We start from the raw sequence: 17,252 nt of genomic DNA, 5'->3' as shown, positions 1-17,252 counted from the left end.
CGTCCCGACCCCCAGGAGGACCCGTGGCCCAGGAGACGCCCCTCGCGGCGGTGCACCGCGAGCTCGGCGCCAAGCTCGTCGACTTCGCCGGGTGGTCGATGCCGGTGCGGTACGGCTCGGAGACCGCCGAGCACCTCGCCGTGCGCAGCGCCGCCGGGCTGTTCGACCTCAGCCACATGGGGGAGGTCGAGGTCCGGGGCCCGGAGGCCGGCCGCGCTCTCGACAGGGCCCTCGTGGGGCGGGCCTCGGCCATCGGCGTGGGCCGCGCGCGGTACTCGATGCTGTGCGCCGAGGACGGCGGCGTCATCGACGACCTCGTCGTCTACCGCCTCGGGGAGGAGGAGTACCTCGTGGTGGCCAACGCGGCCAACGCCGAGGAGGTCGCCGCCGAGATCACCGCCCGCGCGGACGGCTTCGACGCCGTGGTGCACGACGCCTCGCACCAGTGGGCGCTGGTGGCGGTGCAGGGCCCGCGCTCGGCGGAGGTCCTCGAGGCGGTCAGCGACGCCGACGTCGCCGCGCTGAAGTACTACGCCGCCGTCCCGGCGCGCGTGGCCGGGCACGAGGTGCTGCTGGCCCGCACGGGCTACACCGGCGAGGACGGCTTCGAGGTCTTCTGCCGCCCCGCGGACGCCGAGGCGGTCTGGCGCGCCGCGAGCGCCGCCGGGCAGCCGCTCGGCCTGGTGCCGGCGGGGCTGTCCAGCCGGGACACGCTGCGGCTGGAGGCGGGCATGCCGCTGTACGGCCACGAGCTGACCCGGGCGACCACCCCGTTCGAGGTGGGGCTGGGGCGGGTGGTGGTCTTCGGCAAGCCCGACGGCTTCGTCGGGGAGGAGGCCCTGGCGCGCCGGCGCGACGAGGGCCCGGCCTCCGTGCTGGTCGGCCTGGTGGCGAGCGGCAAGCGCTCCCCGCGGGCCGGGCAGGCCGTGGTGGACCCGGCCTCCGGCGAGGCCGTCGGGGAGGTGACCAGCGGCTCGCCGTCACCGACCCTCGGGCGCCCGGTGGCCATGGCCCTCGTGCGCCCCGGCAGCGCCGAGGTGGGCACGCGCCTGGCGGTGGACGTGCGCGGCAGCCACGAGCCGGTCGAGGTGGTGGCGCTGCCGTTCTACACCCGCGCGCGGTGAGCGCGGCGGCCCGATCGGCCTGACGACAGACCTTTCCGCAGGCGATGTCGGCCCACCCCGTAGACGCAGGTCAGGCACCGGGTCTACGGTCCGGCGAAGACGACCGCCGGGACGAGGGAGCCTTCGCATGTCGGGTGTGAGCGAGCGCGTCGAGACCGACGACTACCTGGCGCGCCGCCAGCTGAAGACGGGCAGCGCCGGGTGGGTGCTCCTCGCCGGGCTGGGCGTCAGCTACGTCATCTCCGGGGACTACTCCGGCTGGAACTTCGGGCTGGCCGAGGGCGGCTTCGGGGGGCTGGCCATCGCCACCGTCGTGGTGGCCGGCATGTACCTGGCGCTGGTGCTGGGGATGGCGGAGCTGAGCTCGGCGCTGCCGACCGCGGGCGGCGGCTACACCTTCGCGCGCCGGGCCCTGGGCCCCTGGGGCGGCTTCGCCACCGGCACCGCCATCCTCATCGAGTACGCCATCGCCCCCGCGGCCATCGCTACCTTCATCGGGGCCTACGTGGAGTCCCTCGGGCTGTTCGGCATCACCGACGGGTGGTGGGTCTACCTGGCGGCGTACGCGCTGTTCGTCGGCATCCACCTCGTCGGCGTCGGCGAGGCCCTCAAGGTGATGTTCGCGGTCACCGCGGTGGCGCTGGTGGGCCTGCTCGTCTTCGGCCTGGCGGCGCTGCCGCGCTTCGACGCCGCCAACCTCACCGACATCGCCCCCACCGACGCCGCGGGCGCCTCGGAGCTGCTGCCGTTCGGCTACCTCGGGGTGTGGGCGGCCATCCCGTTCGCCATCTGGTTCTTCCTGGCCATCGAGGGCGTGCCGCTGGCCGCGGAGGAGACGAAGGACCCCGGCCGCAACGTCCCCCGCGGCATCATCGCCGCGATGCTGGTGCTCCTGGCCACCTGCGCGCTCACCCTCGTGCTGGTCCCGGGAGCGGGGGGAGCCGAGGCGATGAGCGACTCGGGCAACCCGCTGGTCGAGGCCCTCGGGGGCTCGGCGGCGGCCACGGTGGTCAACTACATCGGCCTGGCCGGCCTCGTGGCCAGCTTCTTCTCGATCATCTACGCCTACTCGCGCCAGCTGTTCGCCCTCTCCCGCGCGGGCTACCTGCCGCGGGCGCTGTCGGTGACCAACCGCCGCAAGACGCCCACGCTGGCCCTCGTCGTGCCGGGCCTGGTCGGGTTCCTGCTCTCCCTGACCGGCCAGGGCGCCCTGCTGCTCAACATGGCGGTCTTCGGCGCGGCGCTGAGCTACGTGCTGATGATGGTCAGCCACATCGTGCTGCGCGTGCGCGAGCCCGACATGCCGCGCCCCTACCGCACCCCCGGCGGGGTGGCCACCACCGGCTTCGCCCTGGTGGTCGCCGTGCTGGCGGTCATCGCCACCTTCCTGGTGGACAGCACCGCCGCGCTGTGGTGCCTGGTCGCCTTCCTCGCGTTCATGGCCTACTTCGCCGTCTACAGCCGCAAGAGGGTGGTGGCCAACTCCCCCGACGAGGAGTTCGCGGCTCTCGCCGAGGCCGAGAAGGACCTCGCCTGAGGCTGTCCGGTCGGCCTCTGCTGGCCGTCCTGGTGCACGCCGGACCGCCGGGCGAGGTCCCGGCGGCGGTCGGCGGGCGCGCTGCGCCGGCGCCGCCCACACTCGGAGGATGACGCCCGCCCGCCGCGCCGCAGCGGAGGCGCCCGCGCATGCCGCCTGACCCGCCGACCAGGGTGGTCGTGACCGGCGAGGGACCGCTCCTCGTCGACGGCCCCGTCGAGGTGGAGCTGCCCGACGGCGCCCGCGTGCGCTCCGGCCGCCCGGTCGTGGCGCTGTGCGCGTGCGGCAACAGCCGCCGCTACCCCTTCTGCGACACCAGCCACCGCCGCCGCGTCCGCTCACGGCAGGAGCCGTCATGACCACCACCAGCATCGCCACCACCGCCCGCCCCAGCGCGCCGCCGCTGCCCGCCGCGAGGGGACCGCTGTCCTCGGCGGTCCTGGCGCACCTGCGCGGCGACGCCGTGGAGCTCGCGCGGGCCGACGCCGAGGCGGCCGACCCCTACGGCGACGACCTGCAGCTGGCGCTGTACGCCTGCTACGAGCTGCACTACCGCGGCTTCGACGGCGTCAGCGAGGAGCTCGAGTGGGACCCGGCGCTGCTCGCCCTGCGGCGGCGCCTGGAGGACCGCTTCCTCGCGGCGGTGCGCGCCGACGTCGCCGGCGGCGACGACGTGGCGGCCGAGGTCGAGGCGCTGCTCGTCGAGGACGTCGACGCCGTCGGCGTCTCCGCCCACCTCAAGCGGCGCGGTGAGCTGTGGCAGCTGCGCGAGTACATCGCCCTGCGCTCGGCCTACCACCTGAAGGAGGCCGACCCGCAGGCGTGGGTCATCCCCCGGCTGGACGGGGCCGCGAAGGCCGCGCTCGTGACGGTGGAGCACGACGAGTACGGCGCGGGCCGCCCCGAGCGCATGCACGCCCGCCTCTTCGCCGACATGATGCTCGAGCTCGGGCTGAGCGACCGCTACGGCGCCTACGTCGACGCCGCACCGGCTGCCGTGCTGGCCGAGGTCAACCTCATGTCGCTGTTCGGGCTGCACCGCGCGCTGCGCGGAGCGCTGGTCGGGCAGTTCGCGGCGGTGGAGCTGACCTCCTCACCGGGCTCGGCGCGGCTGGTGCGGGCCGCGGAGCGACTCGGGTGCGGCCCGGCGACCGTGGGCTTCTACGCCGAGCACGTCGAGGCCGACGCCGTGCACGAGCAGGTGGTGCGCCGCGGCATCATCGCGCCGCTGCTGGCCGCCGAGCCCGAGCTCGCCGCCGACGTCGTCCTGGGCATCCAGGCAGCCGGGCACCTCGACGGCCTGCTGACCCAGCACCTGCTGGGGGCGTGGTCGCAGGACCGCTCGGGGCTGCGGGCTCCGCTCGACGCCGCCTGAGGCGCGCCGAGCGCGGACCGCTCAGGGCAGGCCGAGCACCTCGGGCGCGTCGTCGGCGTCGCCGGGCAGGACCTCAGGCCCGGCCTCCGGCGGACGCGGCCCGTCCTGCGGGTACAGGCGCACCGCGACCAGCGCGACGTCGTCCTCGGCCCGCTCGGGCAGCATCCGGCGCAGCACGGCGTCGCACAGCGCGCCGGCGTCGAGGTCCCGCGCGGCGAGCTCGGCCAGGAGGTGCCGCAGGCGCTCGAGGCCCTCCTCCAGCGACTGCCCGCGGCGCTCCACCAGCCCGTCGGTGTACAGCAGCACCGTCGACCCCCGCGGCAGCACCCGCACCAGCTCCTGGCGCTCGGTGTCGGGCAGCACCCCGAGCAGGAGGTCCGCCGACGGGCCGGTCAGCTCGGTGACGCTCCCGTCGGGCAGCACCACCATGGGCGGCGGGTGCCCGGCGTTGGACCAGCGCAGCACCGTCCGGGCGGCGTCGGCGTCGTCGTCGGTCTGCTCCAGGCGCGCAACCACGGCGGTGGCGGTGGTGCGCACGGCGAGGGTGCGCATCACCCCGTCGACCTGGCTCAGCAGCGCCGCCGGTCTCGTGTCCCCGACGGCGCCGAGCCCGCGCAGCAGGGTGCGCACCTGGCTCATCGCGGCCGCGGCCTGCGTGTCGTGGCCGACGACGTCACCGATGACCAGCACTGTCGCGCCGCCGGGCTGGAGGAAGGCGTCGTACCAGTCGCCGCCCACCTGCGCCGCCTCCGCCGCAGGGGCGTAGCGCACCACCACGTGGGTGTGGTCGGGCTCGGGAGGCGCTGTGAGCAGCGAGCGCTGCAGCTCCGAGGCGATCTCGGTCTGCTGGCGGTACAGGCGGGCGTTGTCGAGCGCCAGGCCGGCCCGGCCGGCGACGTCCACCGCGGTGGCCAGGTCCTCCGGGCCCAGGGGGTCGCGCTGCGCCCCGGAGAACAGGCTCAGGGCGCCGAGCGTGCGGCCGCGGGCGCGCAGCGGGACCACCACGCCGTGCGCGGGGGCGAGGCGGCGCAGCGCGTCGACGGCCTCGGGCGTGCCCAGGGCGGCGGTGATGGCGGCCGTCGCGTCCCCGGGCACGACCACGGGCCGGGCCGAGGCCAGCGCCCGGAAGAGGAAGGCGTTCCTCCCGAGGGCCTGGAGCCTGAGCCGGGCGTAGTGGTCCACCAGGTGCTGCTGGGCGGGGTCGACGTGGGCGCCTCCCACGTCACGCAGCCCGCGCGGGCCCACCGACCCGGAGCGGCCGGCCTCCTGGTGGTCGTCGTCGACGAGCGTGACCAGGCTCCAGTCGCCCAGCTGCGGGACGACGAGGCGGGCGAGCTCGGTGACGGCCTGCTCGGCGTCCAGGTGCTCCACGAGGGCGGTGGTCACGTCGGCGATGAGCGCGGTGCGGCGCGCCGCCGCGGCTGCCGCGTCCTGGGCGCGGCGGCGCTCGGTGACGTCGAGGAAGTAGACCGACAGGCCCTCGGCGGTGGGCACCGCGCGCACCTCGTACCAGGCGTCCAGGGGGGCGGGGTAGTGGGCCTCGAAGGTCACCGGCTCCCCGGTCCGCACCGCTGCGCGGTAGTGGCGCTCGAAGTCGGAGGAGACCGAGGCGGGGAAGAGCTCCCAGATGCTGGCGCCCAGCAGCTCGCCGCGGCTCATCTGCAGCAGCCGCTCGGCGTGGGTGTTGACGTAGGTGAAGCGCCAGGAGCGGTCCAGGGCGAAGAAGGCGGCGTTCATGGCCTCGTGGACCGCGGCGACCGCCGCCTCGCCGGCGCGGGTCCCCGTGATGTCCAGGGTGGCGCCCAGGAGGCGCTCGACCGCGCCGTCCTGGCCCCGCAGGGGCCGGCCCTTGGCGCTGATCCAGCGGGTGCGCCCGTCGGGCAGGAGGATGCGGTACTCCGCCTCGAAGTCGGTGCCGTGCTCCACGGAGGCCGCCAGCGTCTCGCTGACGCGCCGCAGGTCGTCGGGGTGGACCCTGGCGTTGAAGGCGTCGATGGTCTGGTCGAAGGTGGCCGCGTCGTAGCCGAACTGCTCCACGAGCCGCTCGTCCCAGTGCAGCTCCCCGGTGGTGAGGTCGTAGTCGAAGGAGCCGACCCCCGCCGAGGCGATGGACAGGTCCCACAGCAGCTTGCGGGCCTCCTCCTGCACGGGGGCCGCCCTCGAGGCCGCCAGCTCCACCGCGGTGGCGGCGAAGGCGGCCAGCTGCACCAGCGTGCGCTGCTCGGCGGAGGTCCACTCGCGCGGCAGCGGGTCGAAGACGCACAGGGCACCCAGGACGCGTCCGTCGCGGGCCGTCATGGGCGCAGCCAGGTAGGCGCCGACCACGCCGGAGGTCACGGGCGGGAGGCCGGCCACCCGCGGGTCACCGGCCGCGTCGGTGACCAGGACCGGCCCGCGCTCGACCGCGGTCAGGGTGCACAGCGCCTCGTCCAGCGGCGTGCGCTCGGCCAGGCCGCGCGACAGGCCGGCCGCCGCGGCGACCGTCTGCACCTCGGTGAGCAGCGACACGTGGGCGGCGGCGGTGCGCAGCAGCTGCATCGTCAGGTCGACGAGGTGCTGCAGCACCGGCGACGCCGCAGCGCCCGCGGCCTGCGGGGGCGCGGGGACGCCGACGACGGCGGGCTCGTCCGCGGGTGTCATGACGTCATCGCCTCCTCGACGCCCGACGCACCTGTTCGACGCCCTGGGCCGGCCCTCGCGGGCCGGTGGCCCATCCTCGCGCACTCCGGATCCCGCTGGAGCGGCCCCGCCCGCGGAGCGCGGCTACTGTCGCCCGGGTGCGGGCTGGTCCCGCACGAGCGGCTGGCCTCCAGCAGCGGCGGGCGGTCGACGGGGGGAGAGGGTGCGCGTTGCCGGACTGGGGTGCGCCCACGGGCAGTCTGCCGGTGGTGCGGGAGGTGCTGGGTCTGCAGAGCTTCCCGCCGCAGGCGGTGTCGGTGCGCGACGCCCGCCGCTTCGTCCAGGGGTGCCTGGCGGGCAGCGCGCTGGAGGCCCTCGGCGACGACGCCGGGCTGCTGGTCTGCGAGCTGGCCGCCAACGCCGTCCTGCACGCCCGCACGGACTTCGACGTCACCGTCTCCGAGCTGGACGACCGCGCGGGCGTGCGGGTGACGGTCCGCGACGACGCCGCAGCGCTGCCCACGGTGACCGCCCCCAGCGCGACGGCGATGAGCGGACGGGGGCTGGCGCTGGTGCAGACGCTGGCCACGCGCTGGGGGGCGGGCCCCAGCTCCAGCGCCCGCAAGGGCGTCTGGTTCGAGCTCGACCTCGTGCCCGCTGACGCGGCGCCGACGGACCCCCTCCTGCCCCAGGACGGCCCTGCGCACCCCCGGGACGAGCCGGACCCCAGCGTCGAGGACCTGCTCGCCGCCTGGAGCGACGGCAGGCCGGCGCCGGCCGTGACCGCGCCGGCGGGGCGCGCCGGCCGCGTCGAGCACCCGACCGCGGCGCACGAGGTGGCGCCGCCCGCCGCGGCGGGCGCGCGCGAGGTGCTGCTACCCGCGCTGGACGCCGCCGACCTGCTGGCCGCCAAGGAGAGCATGGACGACCTCCTCCGCGAGCTGCAGCTGGTGCTGCTGGACCCGCGGGACCGGCCGGCTCCCGCCGGCGGGGCGCCTGGCGCCGTGGACGGCGGCGCCGCCGCCGAGGGCCTGGCGCTGGCCCGTCGCCTGGACGCTGCGGCGCGCGCCTTCGACGTCGTGCGCCGCCAGGTCCGCCAGCAGGTCAGCCTCGCGGTGGCCGCGGGCGAGGCCCGGGTGCAGCTGCGCCTCGTCCTGCCGGCCGGCACCCGGGCGGCGGCCGTGGAGTACCGCTCGGCGGTGGAGTCGGCCGCGGCCCTCGCCGACCGCGGGGTCCTCCTCAGCACGGGCGCCCGGGCGCTGCGGCGCCACCGCGCCGTGCGGGGCGCCTACCTGGGGGAGGTCATCGCCGCCGCGGGCGCGTGAGCCCCGGGCGCGCCGGTGACGGGTGCGCTCCCGCGGTGGCTCCCCCGGCGCCGGTGGTCACCGGGCGCCCCCGCTCGGCCCCGGATAGCGTCGCGGGGTGCTTCCTGCCGTGCCCGCCGAGCCGGCGGTGAGCCCCGGGGACCCGTTCCCCGCCAGCCTCTGGCTGCTCCGCCACGGCGAGAGCGAGGGCAACCTCGCCAGCGAGGCGGCGTGGGCCGCCGGCGCGGAGGCCCTGGACCTGGACACCCCCGACGCCCGGGTGCCGCTGAGCGCCCGCGGGCGCGACCAGGCGGGTGCCGTGGGCCGCTGGCTCGCGGGCCTGCCGGAGGCCGAGCGCCCCACGCGCGTCCTGGTCTCGCCCTACCGCCGCGCGCGCGAGACCCTCGCGACCGCGCTGGCCGCCGGGGGCCTCGACCTTCCCGTCACGGGGGACGAGCGGCTGCGCGAGCGCGACCTCGGCGTCCTGGACGGGCTGACCGGCCACGGCATCCGCGCCCGCTACCCCGAGGAGGCCGAGCGCCGCCGTCGCCTCGGCAAGGTCTGGTACCGCCCGCCCGGCGGGGAGAGCTGGGCGGACGTCGTCGGCCGGGTGCGCGCCGTGGTCGCCACCGCCCTGCCCCGCCACGACGGGGAGCGCCTCCTGCTCGTGACCCACCAGGCCGTGGTCATGGCCTTCCGCATCGTCCTGGAGGGGCTGGACCCGGAGGACGCGGTCCGCATCGACAGCGACGACCCCCAGCCCAACTGCGCCCTGACCCGCTACGCGGCGGGGCCCGACGGCGTCCGGCTCGTCCGCTACGCCGACACCGCCGCCGTCGAGGCCTCGAGGGCGGCCGTCACCGAGGAGCCCGGCGCCGATGTCCCCCACTGAGGCCACCACCATCACCTCCGCCGTCCTGCGCGAGTGGCCCCTGCCGGCCGCCGGCGGGGGCAAGGACGCGCGCGGGCGGGTCGTCATCGTCGGTGGCAGCGACCAGACGCCCGGGGCGGTGCTGCTGGCCGCGGAGGCCGCGCTGCGCTCGGGCGCCGGCAAGCTGCAGGTCGTCACGGCCGCCTCCGTCGCCCCCGTGCTCGCTGTGGCGCTGCCCGAGGCCCTCGTCGTCGGGCTGCCGCAGGGCCCCGGCGGCGACGTCGACCCGGACGCGGCCGACGAGGTCGTCTCCACCGCGAGCGGCGCGGCGGCGGTCCTGGTCGGCCCCGGCATCCGCGACGTGGACGTCGCCCGGGAGTTGTGCGAGCGCGTGGTGCCGCGCCTCGACGACGTGGGGGTGCTCGTGCTGGACGCCGCGGCGCACGCCTGGGTGGGCGGCTCGCGCGGCGTGCTGCGCCGCACCGGCGCGCGGGCGCTGCTGACCCCGAACCCCACCGAGCTCGCGCTCACCCTGGGCGCCGAGCGGGACGCGGTCACGGCCGACCCGGCGGGTCACGCCCGCGAGCTGGCCACCAGCGAGGGCGTCGTCGTCCTCGCGGGCGGGGAGGAGTCGTGGATCTCCGACGCCGAGGGCCGGCTGTGGGTCGACCAGTCCGGCGGCGCGGGCCTGGGCGCCTCCGGCAGCGGCGACGTGCAGGCGGGGCTGGTCACCGGGCTCGCGGCCCGCGGCGCCAGCCCGGCGCAGGCGGCGGTGTGGGGGGTGCACCTGCACGGGCGGGCCGGCGACCGCCTCGCGGCGAGCGTCGGGCGCCTCGGGTTCCTCGCCCGCGAGCTGGGCGCGGAGGTGCCGCGCGTGCTCACCGAGATCGAGGCCTGAGGCCTCCTCCGCCACCCAGCGCCTGCCCTGGCGACCCCTCTCGCGACACGTGCCCGACTCCTGGACCAGGGCAGCGGGTCGTGGTCTGATCCGCCGTGGCTGTGTCCAGGACGTCGGCGTCGGCGCTGCTCGCGGTAGGGGCGACGGCGCTGGCTGCCGTCCTGGCGGGCTGCGGATCGGACGCTCCGAGCGTGTCCGTCGGGCGCGTCGTCGTCTGCGCCGGCCCCGACGAGGCCCACCCCTCGGGGACCCCGGTCGAGATCAGCCTGCGCCAGGGCGGGCGAGAGGTGGCCAGCGCACACAGCCAGTACGGCTCCGTGGTCGCCCTGCTGGTCCCGTCCGCCCCGACCGCCGTGCTCGCCGACGGGGTCGCCATCGGCGCCGTCGGCTTCGCCGGGGACAGCGGCGACCTCGACCCGGCCTCGCAGCCTCCACCGGACGAGGCGACGATCACCGCGGCGGCTGCTGCCGACCCCTCGGCGGTGGACGGCTACATCGGCGTGACCGGTCCGGGCTGTCCTGCACCGTCCGAGCTCGGGCTCGGCTGAGGAGTGGTGTCCCGGCTCTGAGCAAGGCTGCTGCCTCAGCGACGCGCTGGACCGGTCGACCGGGCGACGTCCTCCTCGTTCCCCCGACCCGCCTGTCCGAACGGGGCAGCGATGGCTGAAGCGTCCTCCGCGCCGCCCTGGCAGGCGCCTCCACCTTCCTGCGCGTCGCCGAGGGTGACCGGGGGTGGCGCGTGGTGGCTGTCAGCCTTGCCTGTCACCCGTCGAGCGGCCTACGGTGGTGGGAGTCGACGATGCGGCTGACGCCTTCCCCTGCGAGGCCGCGGTGCACCAGGCCGGCTCCACCGTCCCTGCTCCACGACGCACCGGCGCGGCGCGCCACAGCGTCCTCGACACCGCCTGCCCCCCCCCCGATGGTCAGGAGCGCTCCCAGCCCCCGGGAGCGCCACTGCTCCCGGGGCACGAGGCGGTGGCTGGTCACGCCGGTTCTGCGCTGGTGCGCTGGGCGGGTCACCAGCCGGTGGTGGTGCTGTCCGGGGACCTCGACATGAGCATGACCGGGCAGCTCGGTGCGGTCGGCAGGCTGTTGCGGCACTGGCCGCACCCCGTCCTCACGGATGCGGCAGGGGTGGCGTTCGTGGACGTCTGCGGCTTGCGCGCGGTGCTGGCGCTGAGCGGACCAGGTGCCCCGGTCGTGGTGCGGCGCCCCAGCGAGGCGGTCCTGCGGCTGCTGCAGCTGGTGGGCGGCGTGGACGCTGGAGTGCGCGTGGAGGCGCTCGCCGACCCGCCGGGGTCGTTGGCGCTGACCGGGCTGCCCGGCTGGTGACCCGCCACGACGACTGCGGACACGACGGCGCGCAGCACGGCCACGACGACGACGGCGGCCTGGGGGGTGCACCCGCCGAAGGCCCCGACGCCTTCGCCGTGCAGGCGCGGGAGGTCCTGCTCCGGTCGGTGGACCGCGCCCCGGCCGAGCGTCGGGCCGACCGGCTGGCAGGGGCTGCCGCCGGACTGCTGGGGGTGGATGCAGGTGGGGTGAGCGTGCTGCTGGCCCCGCAGATGTCGGTACCGGTCGGGGTCAGTGACGCGGGCGCGGAGATGGCCGAGCGGGTCCAGTTCAGCGTGGGCGAAGGGCCGTGCTGGGCGGCGTACCAGACCGGGATCGCCATGCTCGTCGACGACCTCGCCGGGGCGTCCGGGGAAGGCGGAGCCCTCCCGACCGCTCAGACCGGCGGCTCCACGGCTCCTCCCTCGCCCGGCAGGGGCGGGGAGCGGTCGGCGGTGCACCGCCAGTGGCCGGCCTACACCGCAGCGATGCTGCAGTCCACGCCGTTCCGCGGCGTGGTGTCACTGCCGCTGCGCGTGCGGCTGGGGGTGCCCGTGGTCTTGAACCTCTACAGCCGTGCGCGGCTGTCCGGGCGGGCCACCGACGCTGGGGCGCTGACGCTGCTGGCCCGCGGCGTGGGGGACGTGCTGAGCGGTACCGGCGGGAGCGGAGCGCCTGGGAGGGAGTGGCTGGACTCCTCCTCCACTCGGCGGCGGTCGCAGGTGTGGGTGGCCGAGGAGCTGCTCGTGCGGGCCCACCCGGGGATGGACGTCGATGGGGCGCTGAACGCGATGCGCACCTACTGCGCCGTGCACGGCGGAACCGTGGACGAGGTCGCTGAGGCGGTGGTGGGCGGACGTCTCACCCCCGCGGCCGTCCTGGGGCAGTGAGCTCGTGGGGCTGGGTCCGCAAGGGTCCTGCCTCCGACCGCGCCTGGGACAAGGCGCTCACCCCGGCGCTGACGCAGTCGCTGTGCTCGTCCCGGCGCGGGCCTCGCCCCTCGCGCGCAGGTGCACCGCCGCCCAGGTGCGGTAGGGAGCGTCGAGCAGGACCCGGAGCAGCCGTCAAGGACGTCCCGGAGGTGTGTCAAGGACCTGCCGACTGACGTCCGTCAAGCACGTCGCGAACCAACGCAGTCAGACGGTGGGCCCCGTGGGGCTCGAACCCACAACCCGCGGATTAAAAGACGGGCCCGAGGCGTGCGGCCCCGTGTCGTCTGATGCCGCTCAGTCCGCTGAGCAGGGCTGATGTCTCACGGAGGTCCGCGGAGTCCCGGCTGGTATCACCCCGTTGTCCTGCGTCTGTGACCATCGTGTGACCACTTCGACTGCTGTCCAGGCTGCTCGAAGGCGGCTGTCGAGTCACCCGAGCAGTGACATGCAGTGACCGTGCCCACCTCTCGACGAAACCGTCCCCAGGGGGCCGCGCGGCCAGCGCGCCTCCGGCCCGTGCCTCCTCGCCGACTTCTCGACCGTCGTCGACAACACCTCGGATCGGCGCCTCCCTGCTGCTCAAGACGAGGGTGACGGGTACGACTCACCGCTCCGATGAACGGCGCACCCGCCACTACTCGTCTGGCGCACAGGAGACGGGGCCCCCTCCTCCTGAGACGGGACCAGCCGCCCGCTAGTTGCTGCTGGAACCACGCTCGGACACGAGCAAGGACGCGACGTCGCGACCGAGAGCGGTGCTGAGCCGCAGCACGACTACTGTCGCCCGAGCACGAGAGGTGACTCGTGCGAGCGGCCGGTCTGCAGCAGTGGTGGAGGTCGCCGGGGGAGGGACGCGCGGTGCAGGACTGGGGTGCGCCTACGGGCAGCTTGCCGGTGGTGCGGGAGCTGCTCGGGCTGCAGAGCTTTTCGCCGGGGACGGCGTCCGTGCGAGCTGCTCGCCGCTTCGTCCAGCAGTGCCTGGCGAGCACGTCGCTGGGTGCCCTCGCCGATGATGCCGGACTCCTGGTGAGCGAGCTGGCGGCTAACGCCGTCCTGCACGCCCGCACCGACTTCGACGTGGCTGTCTCCGCCCTGCACGACTCCTCCGGAGTGCGCGTGACGGTGCGTGATGACGTCGCGGCGCTGCCCACGGTGACAGCGCCTAGCGCGACGGCCATGAGCGGACGCGGGCTGGCCCTGGTGCAGACCCTGGCCTCGCGTTGGGGAGCGGGACCCAGCTCCAGCGCTCGTAAGGGCGTGTGGTTCGAGTTGGAGCTGATGGGCGGCCACGACGATGCGGCAGCAGCGGCCAACCTGTTTCCGGCAGACGGTCCTGCCTCTCGCCTTGGTGGGCCGGAGCCCAGCGTCGAGGACCTGTTGGCTGCCTGGAGCGAGGGCGATCCAGCCCCGGTCGCGCCCGTGCCGACGGGGCTCAGCATCGGCGGGGGTCCTGCGACCGTGCGTCATGTCGCGGAGCCCGGCGTGAAGGGCGAGCGCGAGGTGGTCCTGCCCGCGTTGGACGCCGCTGACCTGCTGGCCGCCAAGGAGAGCATGGACGACATGCTGCGTGAGCTGCAGCTGGTGCTCTTGGATCCTCGAGATGGCTCAGCCTCCTCCCGCGCCGCGGACGACCGCGTCGATGCCGGACCTGCGGCAGACGGCTTGGACCTGGCCCACCGTCTGGATACGGCGGCGCGCCGCTTCGACGCTGTGCGCCGACAGGTGCGTCAGCAGGTGAGCCTGGCGGTGGCGTCCGGTGAGGCAGTGGTGCGGCTTAGGCTCGTACTGCCCGCCGGCACCCGGCCGGCGGCCATGGAGTTCATGGCGGCTGTCGAGGCGGCGGAGGCCCTCGCCGATCGCGGGGGCCTGCTGAGCGCCGGCGCGAGGGCGTTGCGGCGGTACCGAGCGGTGCGCCGGGCCTACCTCGGAGAGGTCATCGCGGCTGCGGACTCGTGATCTGCAGCACATCCGCATCGGTGCCGCAGCTCGCTCTTCGACGGGCTGGAGGATTGGGCCCGCCACTGCTCCCATCACCGATGATCCGTGCAGTCGGCGGCTGCTGCAGCTCCTCGGTCCTCGGTGACGCTGCCTCGGTTGCTGGACCGGGTCAGCCGGCCGTGAGCGGCACGGAGGCGTCTCGGAACGGCTTGCAGGATGCAGCCCGCCCGACGGTGTGTCGGCGTAGCTGTCCTGACAGGCAGGATGTGCACTGGAGGACGCTCAGGCCGCACCTGCAGCGCGGGCCTGGAGAGGGAGCACGTGGGCGAGCCAGCAAGGCACCAGGACGACCCGCGCCGCGCCCATCCGGACGGCGCGGGGACCTTGGACGCCGCCCAGGGCCCTGGAGACCTCGTCACCGAGGCCGTTCCCGTCGCCGGGAGAGGCGCCTCGCGCGCGGAGGCCGCGCATGGCCCGGCGCCGACCCCGGCGCCTGACGGGCTCCTGCGCCGGTTGGCGGCCCTGGCGACCTCTTCGCTGCGCACCGCCTCGGCCCAGGTGGTCTACCTCGGTGAGGTCCAGACCGCCGCAGCCGCCAGCGGAGCCGCCGAGCCCAGCGTGGCGGAGCCGACGGCGCTGACCGAGGCGGTTAGCACCCTCGTGGTCGTCGATGACGGCCCGGTAGTCGTCTGTGACGCGGCCCGAGACTCGCGCGTCGCCGACCTCGAGCCGGTCAGGGCTGGTGTCGTCGGTGCCTGTCTCGGTGTCGCCTTGTCCTGGTCATCGGGGGAGGTCGTCGGAGCACTGTGCGTCTTCGACCACCGACCTCGCCAGTGGAGCGAGGACGACGTCGCCGTGCTGGTTCAGCTCGCCGAGTTCGCGGTCCTCGCGCTGGAGCCGACCGCGGCCACCGACGACGACGCCCGGCGCGTCCTGCACGAACTCTCGGTCGCCGCGGCCGGCGTGGGCACCTTCGACTGGGACCTCACCACCGGGCGCCTGGCGTGGGACGACCGCCTGGTGGAGCTCTTCGGATACCGGCGTGGGGAGTTCGGGGAGTCCATCGAGGACTTCAACGCTCGCGTGCATCCCGATGACCTGCCTCACGTCAGTGGGTTGCTGCAGACAGCCATCGCCTCCGGTGGGACGTACGAGGCGACCTACCGAGTCGTCATCCCCGGGCGTCGTCCCCGTTGGGTAGCGGCACGCGGCCGGGCGCTGCGCGATCCCTCGGGCGCCGCCGCGCGCTTGCTCGGGGCAGCTTGGGACGCCACTGCCAGCCACGAAGCCGTCGCGGAGGTCGCGGCCGTGGTCGAGGACCTCGCCGTCGGATTCTTCGCCCTAGACCGCGCCTGGAACTTCACCCAGGTCAACGCTGAGGCGGAGCTGTTGCTCGAGCGCTCCCGCGAGGAGCTGGTCGGTCGCAACGTGTGGGAGCAGTTCCCTGCGGCGATCGGCTCCCCGTTCGAGACGCACTACCGGTCTGCGATGGCCACGCAGGTACCGGCTCGTTTCGACGCGTACTACCCCGCTCCTCTGGACGCTTGGTACGAGGTGCGCGCTGTCCCCACCGCTGACGGTCTCTCGGTGTACTTCCTCAACATCACCGACCGCCGGCTCGCTCACGACCGCGCCCAGGCCGCAGCTGAGCGGGCGCGCCTGCTCGGGTCCATCACCGAGGAGCTCCTGCGCGCCGATGAGCCGACGCAGGCCGCTGAGCGCCTGGCGAAGCTGGTGGTGCCGGTGCTCGCCGACTGGGCGGTGGTCACACTCGCCGAGGACAGCGCTGGCACGGGGAGCCGCCGGGGCCTGCAGACCGCGGGGGCAGCCCACGTCGATCCTGCATCCCAGCAGCTCGTGGAGACCTACGCCAGCAACCGCCTGCAGCAGATGCACGACGACAGCGTGGTCGTGCGGACCATGCAGACCGCGCAGGCTGAGTACATCGAGTCCGGCGCGACACCGGCGCTGTTGGCCATGCTGGACCCCGGGCCCGCCTACGACGCGATGGCCGCGCTGGCGCCCGAGCACGTCGCCGTCCACCCCTTGACCGGACGCAACGGCACCGTCGGGATCCTCAGCCTGTGCCGGGCGGCCTCACGCGGACCCTTCAGCGGGGAGGACCGCGCAGTGGCTCTCCACGTCGCGGCCCGGGCCGGTATCGTGCTGGACAACGCCCGCCTGTACCGCCAGCAGCGCGACCTGGCCGAGGCCCTGCAGCGCTCCCTGCTCACCGAGCCGCCCGAGTCCCCCAACATGCACGTCGTGGTGCGGTACACCCCGGCCGCCGAGACGGCGCAGGTGGGCGGGGACTGGTATGACGCCTTCCTGCAGCCGGACGGCGCCACGGTGCTCGTCATCGGTGATGTCGTCGGTCACGACACCCAGGCTGCTGCAGCCATGAGCCAGGTGCGGACCCTGCTGCGCGGGCTGGGCGCGCAGGACGGCGCAGGACCAGCCGAGCTGCTCGCCAACGTCGACGCGGTCATGCAGACCTTGCGCGTGGGCACCACCGCCACGGCGGTCGTCGCTCGCGTCGAGCAGACTGAGGAGGAGGGACGGCGCGGCGTCGGGCGCCTGCGCTGGTCCAACGCTGGTCATCCACCCGTGATGGTCATCTACCCCGACGCCACCGTCGCACCTCTCAGCGGCAAGGGCGCTGACCTCCTGCTCGGCGTCATACCGAGCGTCCGCCGCCACGAGCACGAGGTCACTCTTGAACCTGGTGCGGTGGTGCTGTTCTACACCGACGGTCTCGTCGAGCGCCGCGGACAGTCCCTGGACGTCGGTCTCCAGCGCCTCGAAGAGGTCCTCACCGAGCTCGCAGGCGATGACCTGGAGACGCTGTGCGACCAGGTGCTGGCCCGCATGCTGCCGCAGCGCCCTGAGGACGACGTGGCTCTCGTCGCTCTGCGCCTGCACGCCGAGGACGCCCCCCGCCCCACCCGGGCCGGCGCGAGGACGTGACCTGACGCCACCACATGACGGTGACCTGACGGGCTAGCGCAGAGACGCGAGGGTGCTCGGTGTCCGACGCACGAGCCAGCGAGAGCCCGTACGGGACTGCCCCCTCCTCAGATGGTGACCATCGCAGCGCGCACTTGTGCCACCATCTCTGCGGGGATGTCGACCAGCCCGTGGTCGTCGCGGGCATGGGCTGCGACCTGTCCCAGGATCTGGGGCTCAGATCCCTGGAAGGACCGGGTGCACCCAGCCACCACGTCACCACACCGGAAGCTCTTCACGTCAGCTCCTCGCACTTGATGTCGGATCATCGTTGGAACGCTGCCTGCAGCAGGCGTCGGTCCTGGAATCGTCATCG

The 17,252-nt window shown here is 75.0% G+C and carries 14 protein-coding genes; 12 read left to right on the top strand and 2 right to left on the bottom strand.

Features of this window, described 5'->3' with window-relative positions:
- Nucleotides 1-23 precede the first annotated feature (23 nt).
- The 4 genes from gcvT to ACUN9U_RS15185 all read left to right on the top strand — a co-directional run bounded on the left by gcvT (nt 24) and on the right by ACUN9U_RS15185 (nt 4,036).
- Nucleotides 24-1,124 carry a glycine cleavage system aminomethyltransferase GcvT gene (gene gcvT / locus ACUN9U_RS15200; protein WP_445485848.1) on the top strand — a complete coding sequence of 367 codons (1,101 nt, stop codon included), beginning with the start codon at nt 24-26 and terminating at the stop codon, nt 1,122-1,124.
- A gap of 127 nt (nt 1,125-1,251) precedes the next feature.
- Nucleotides 1,252-2,661: an ethanolamine permease gene (eat, locus tag ACUN9U_RS15195; RefSeq protein ID WP_445485847.1), complete on the top strand. Its 1,410-nt coding sequence runs from the start codon at nt 1,252-1,254 to the stop codon at nt 2,659-2,661.
- 149 nt (nt 2,662-2,810) lie between these two features.
- Nucleotides 2,811-3,020, top strand: coding sequence for a CDGSH iron-sulfur domain-containing protein (locus tag ACUN9U_RS15190; protein ID WP_445485846.1), 210 nt, complete (start codon nt 2,811-2,813; stop codon nt 3,018-3,020).
- On the top strand, nt 3,017-4,036 hold the full coding sequence (locus tag ACUN9U_RS15185; RefSeq protein WP_445485845.1) for an iron-containing redox enzyme family protein: 1,020 nt from the start codon (nt 3,017-3,019) through the stop codon (nt 4,034-4,036). Before ACUN9U_RS15190 ends, ACUN9U_RS15185 begins: the two co-directional genes overlap by 4 nt.
- Before the next feature lie 21 nt (nt 4,037-4,057).
- Here the strand turns inward: ACUN9U_RS15185 and ACUN9U_RS15180 are convergent, their stop codons facing one another.
- The gene (locus ACUN9U_RS15180) at nt 4,058-6,676 is read right to left on the bottom strand and encodes a SpoIIE family protein phosphatase (protein WP_445485844.1); all 2,619 of its coding nucleotides are present in this window, start codon (nt 6,674-6,676) and stop codon (nt 4,058-4,060) included.
- A 248-nt stretch (nt 6,677-6,924) separates the two neighbouring features.
- Between ACUN9U_RS15180 and ACUN9U_RS15175 the strand changes: the two genes are divergently transcribed.
- The 8 genes from ACUN9U_RS15175 (at nt 6,925) to ACUN9U_RS15140 (ending at nt 16,897) form a co-directional block, all read left to right on the top strand.
- Nucleotides 6,925-7,980 carry an ATP-binding protein gene (locus tag ACUN9U_RS15175; protein WP_445485842.1) on the top strand — a complete coding sequence of 352 codons (1,056 nt, stop codon included), beginning with the start codon at nt 6,925-6,927 and terminating at the stop codon, nt 7,978-7,980.
- Nucleotides 7,981-8,077: 97 nt separating this feature from the next.
- Nucleotides 8,078-8,851, top strand: coding sequence for a histidine phosphatase family protein (locus tag ACUN9U_RS15170; protein ID WP_445485841.1), 774 nt, complete (start codon nt 8,078-8,080; stop codon nt 8,849-8,851).
- A complete protein-coding gene (locus tag ACUN9U_RS15165; protein ID WP_445485840.1) occupies nt 8,838-9,728 on the top strand; it encodes an NAD(P)H-hydrate dehydratase in 891 nt (296 codons plus the stop codon). Before ACUN9U_RS15170 ends, ACUN9U_RS15165 begins: the two co-directional genes overlap by 14 nt.
- Before the next feature lie 191 nt (nt 9,729-9,919).
- On the top strand, nt 9,920-10,276 hold the full coding sequence (locus ACUN9U_RS15160) for a hypothetical protein (RefSeq protein ID WP_445485839.1): 357 nt from the start codon (nt 9,920-9,922) through the stop codon (nt 10,274-10,276).
- Nucleotides 10,277-10,703: 427 nt separating this feature from the next.
- Complete coding sequence (locus tag ACUN9U_RS15155) at nt 10,704-11,060, top strand: STAS domain-containing protein (RefSeq protein WP_445485838.1); 357 nt, start codon at nt 10,704-10,706, stop codon at nt 11,058-11,060.
- A complete protein-coding gene (locus tag ACUN9U_RS15150) occupies nt 11,057-11,950 on the top strand; it encodes a hypothetical protein (protein ID WP_445485837.1) in 894 nt (297 codons plus the stop codon). The genes ACUN9U_RS15155 and ACUN9U_RS15150 overlap by 4 nt, the downstream gene beginning before the upstream one ends.
- 939 nt (nt 11,951-12,889) lie before the next feature.
- The gene (locus ACUN9U_RS15145; protein WP_445485836.1) at nt 12,890-13,948 is read left to right on the top strand and encodes an ATP-binding protein; all 1,059 of its coding nucleotides are present in this window, start codon (nt 12,890-12,892) and stop codon (nt 13,946-13,948) included.
- Nucleotides 13,949-14,434: 486 nt separating this feature from the next.
- The gene (locus ACUN9U_RS15140) at nt 14,435-16,897 is read left to right on the top strand and encodes a SpoIIE family protein phosphatase (RefSeq protein ID WP_445485874.1); all 2,463 of its coding nucleotides are present in this window, start codon (nt 14,435-14,437) and stop codon (nt 16,895-16,897) included.
- Between the two features lie 107 nt (nt 16,898-17,004).
- Here the strand turns inward: ACUN9U_RS15140 and ACUN9U_RS15135 are convergent, their stop codons facing one another.
- Nucleotides 17,005-17,175, bottom strand: coding sequence for a DUF1059 domain-containing protein (locus tag ACUN9U_RS15135; protein ID WP_445485835.1), 171 nt, complete (start codon nt 17,173-17,175; stop codon nt 17,005-17,007).
- Nucleotides 17,176-17,252: the final 77 nt, after the last annotated feature.

This window comes from Quadrisphaera sp. KR29, assembly GCF_052644995.1.
Note: the sequence above shows the minus strand (reverse complement) of the source record. Positions and strands in the feature narration are given on the sequence as shown.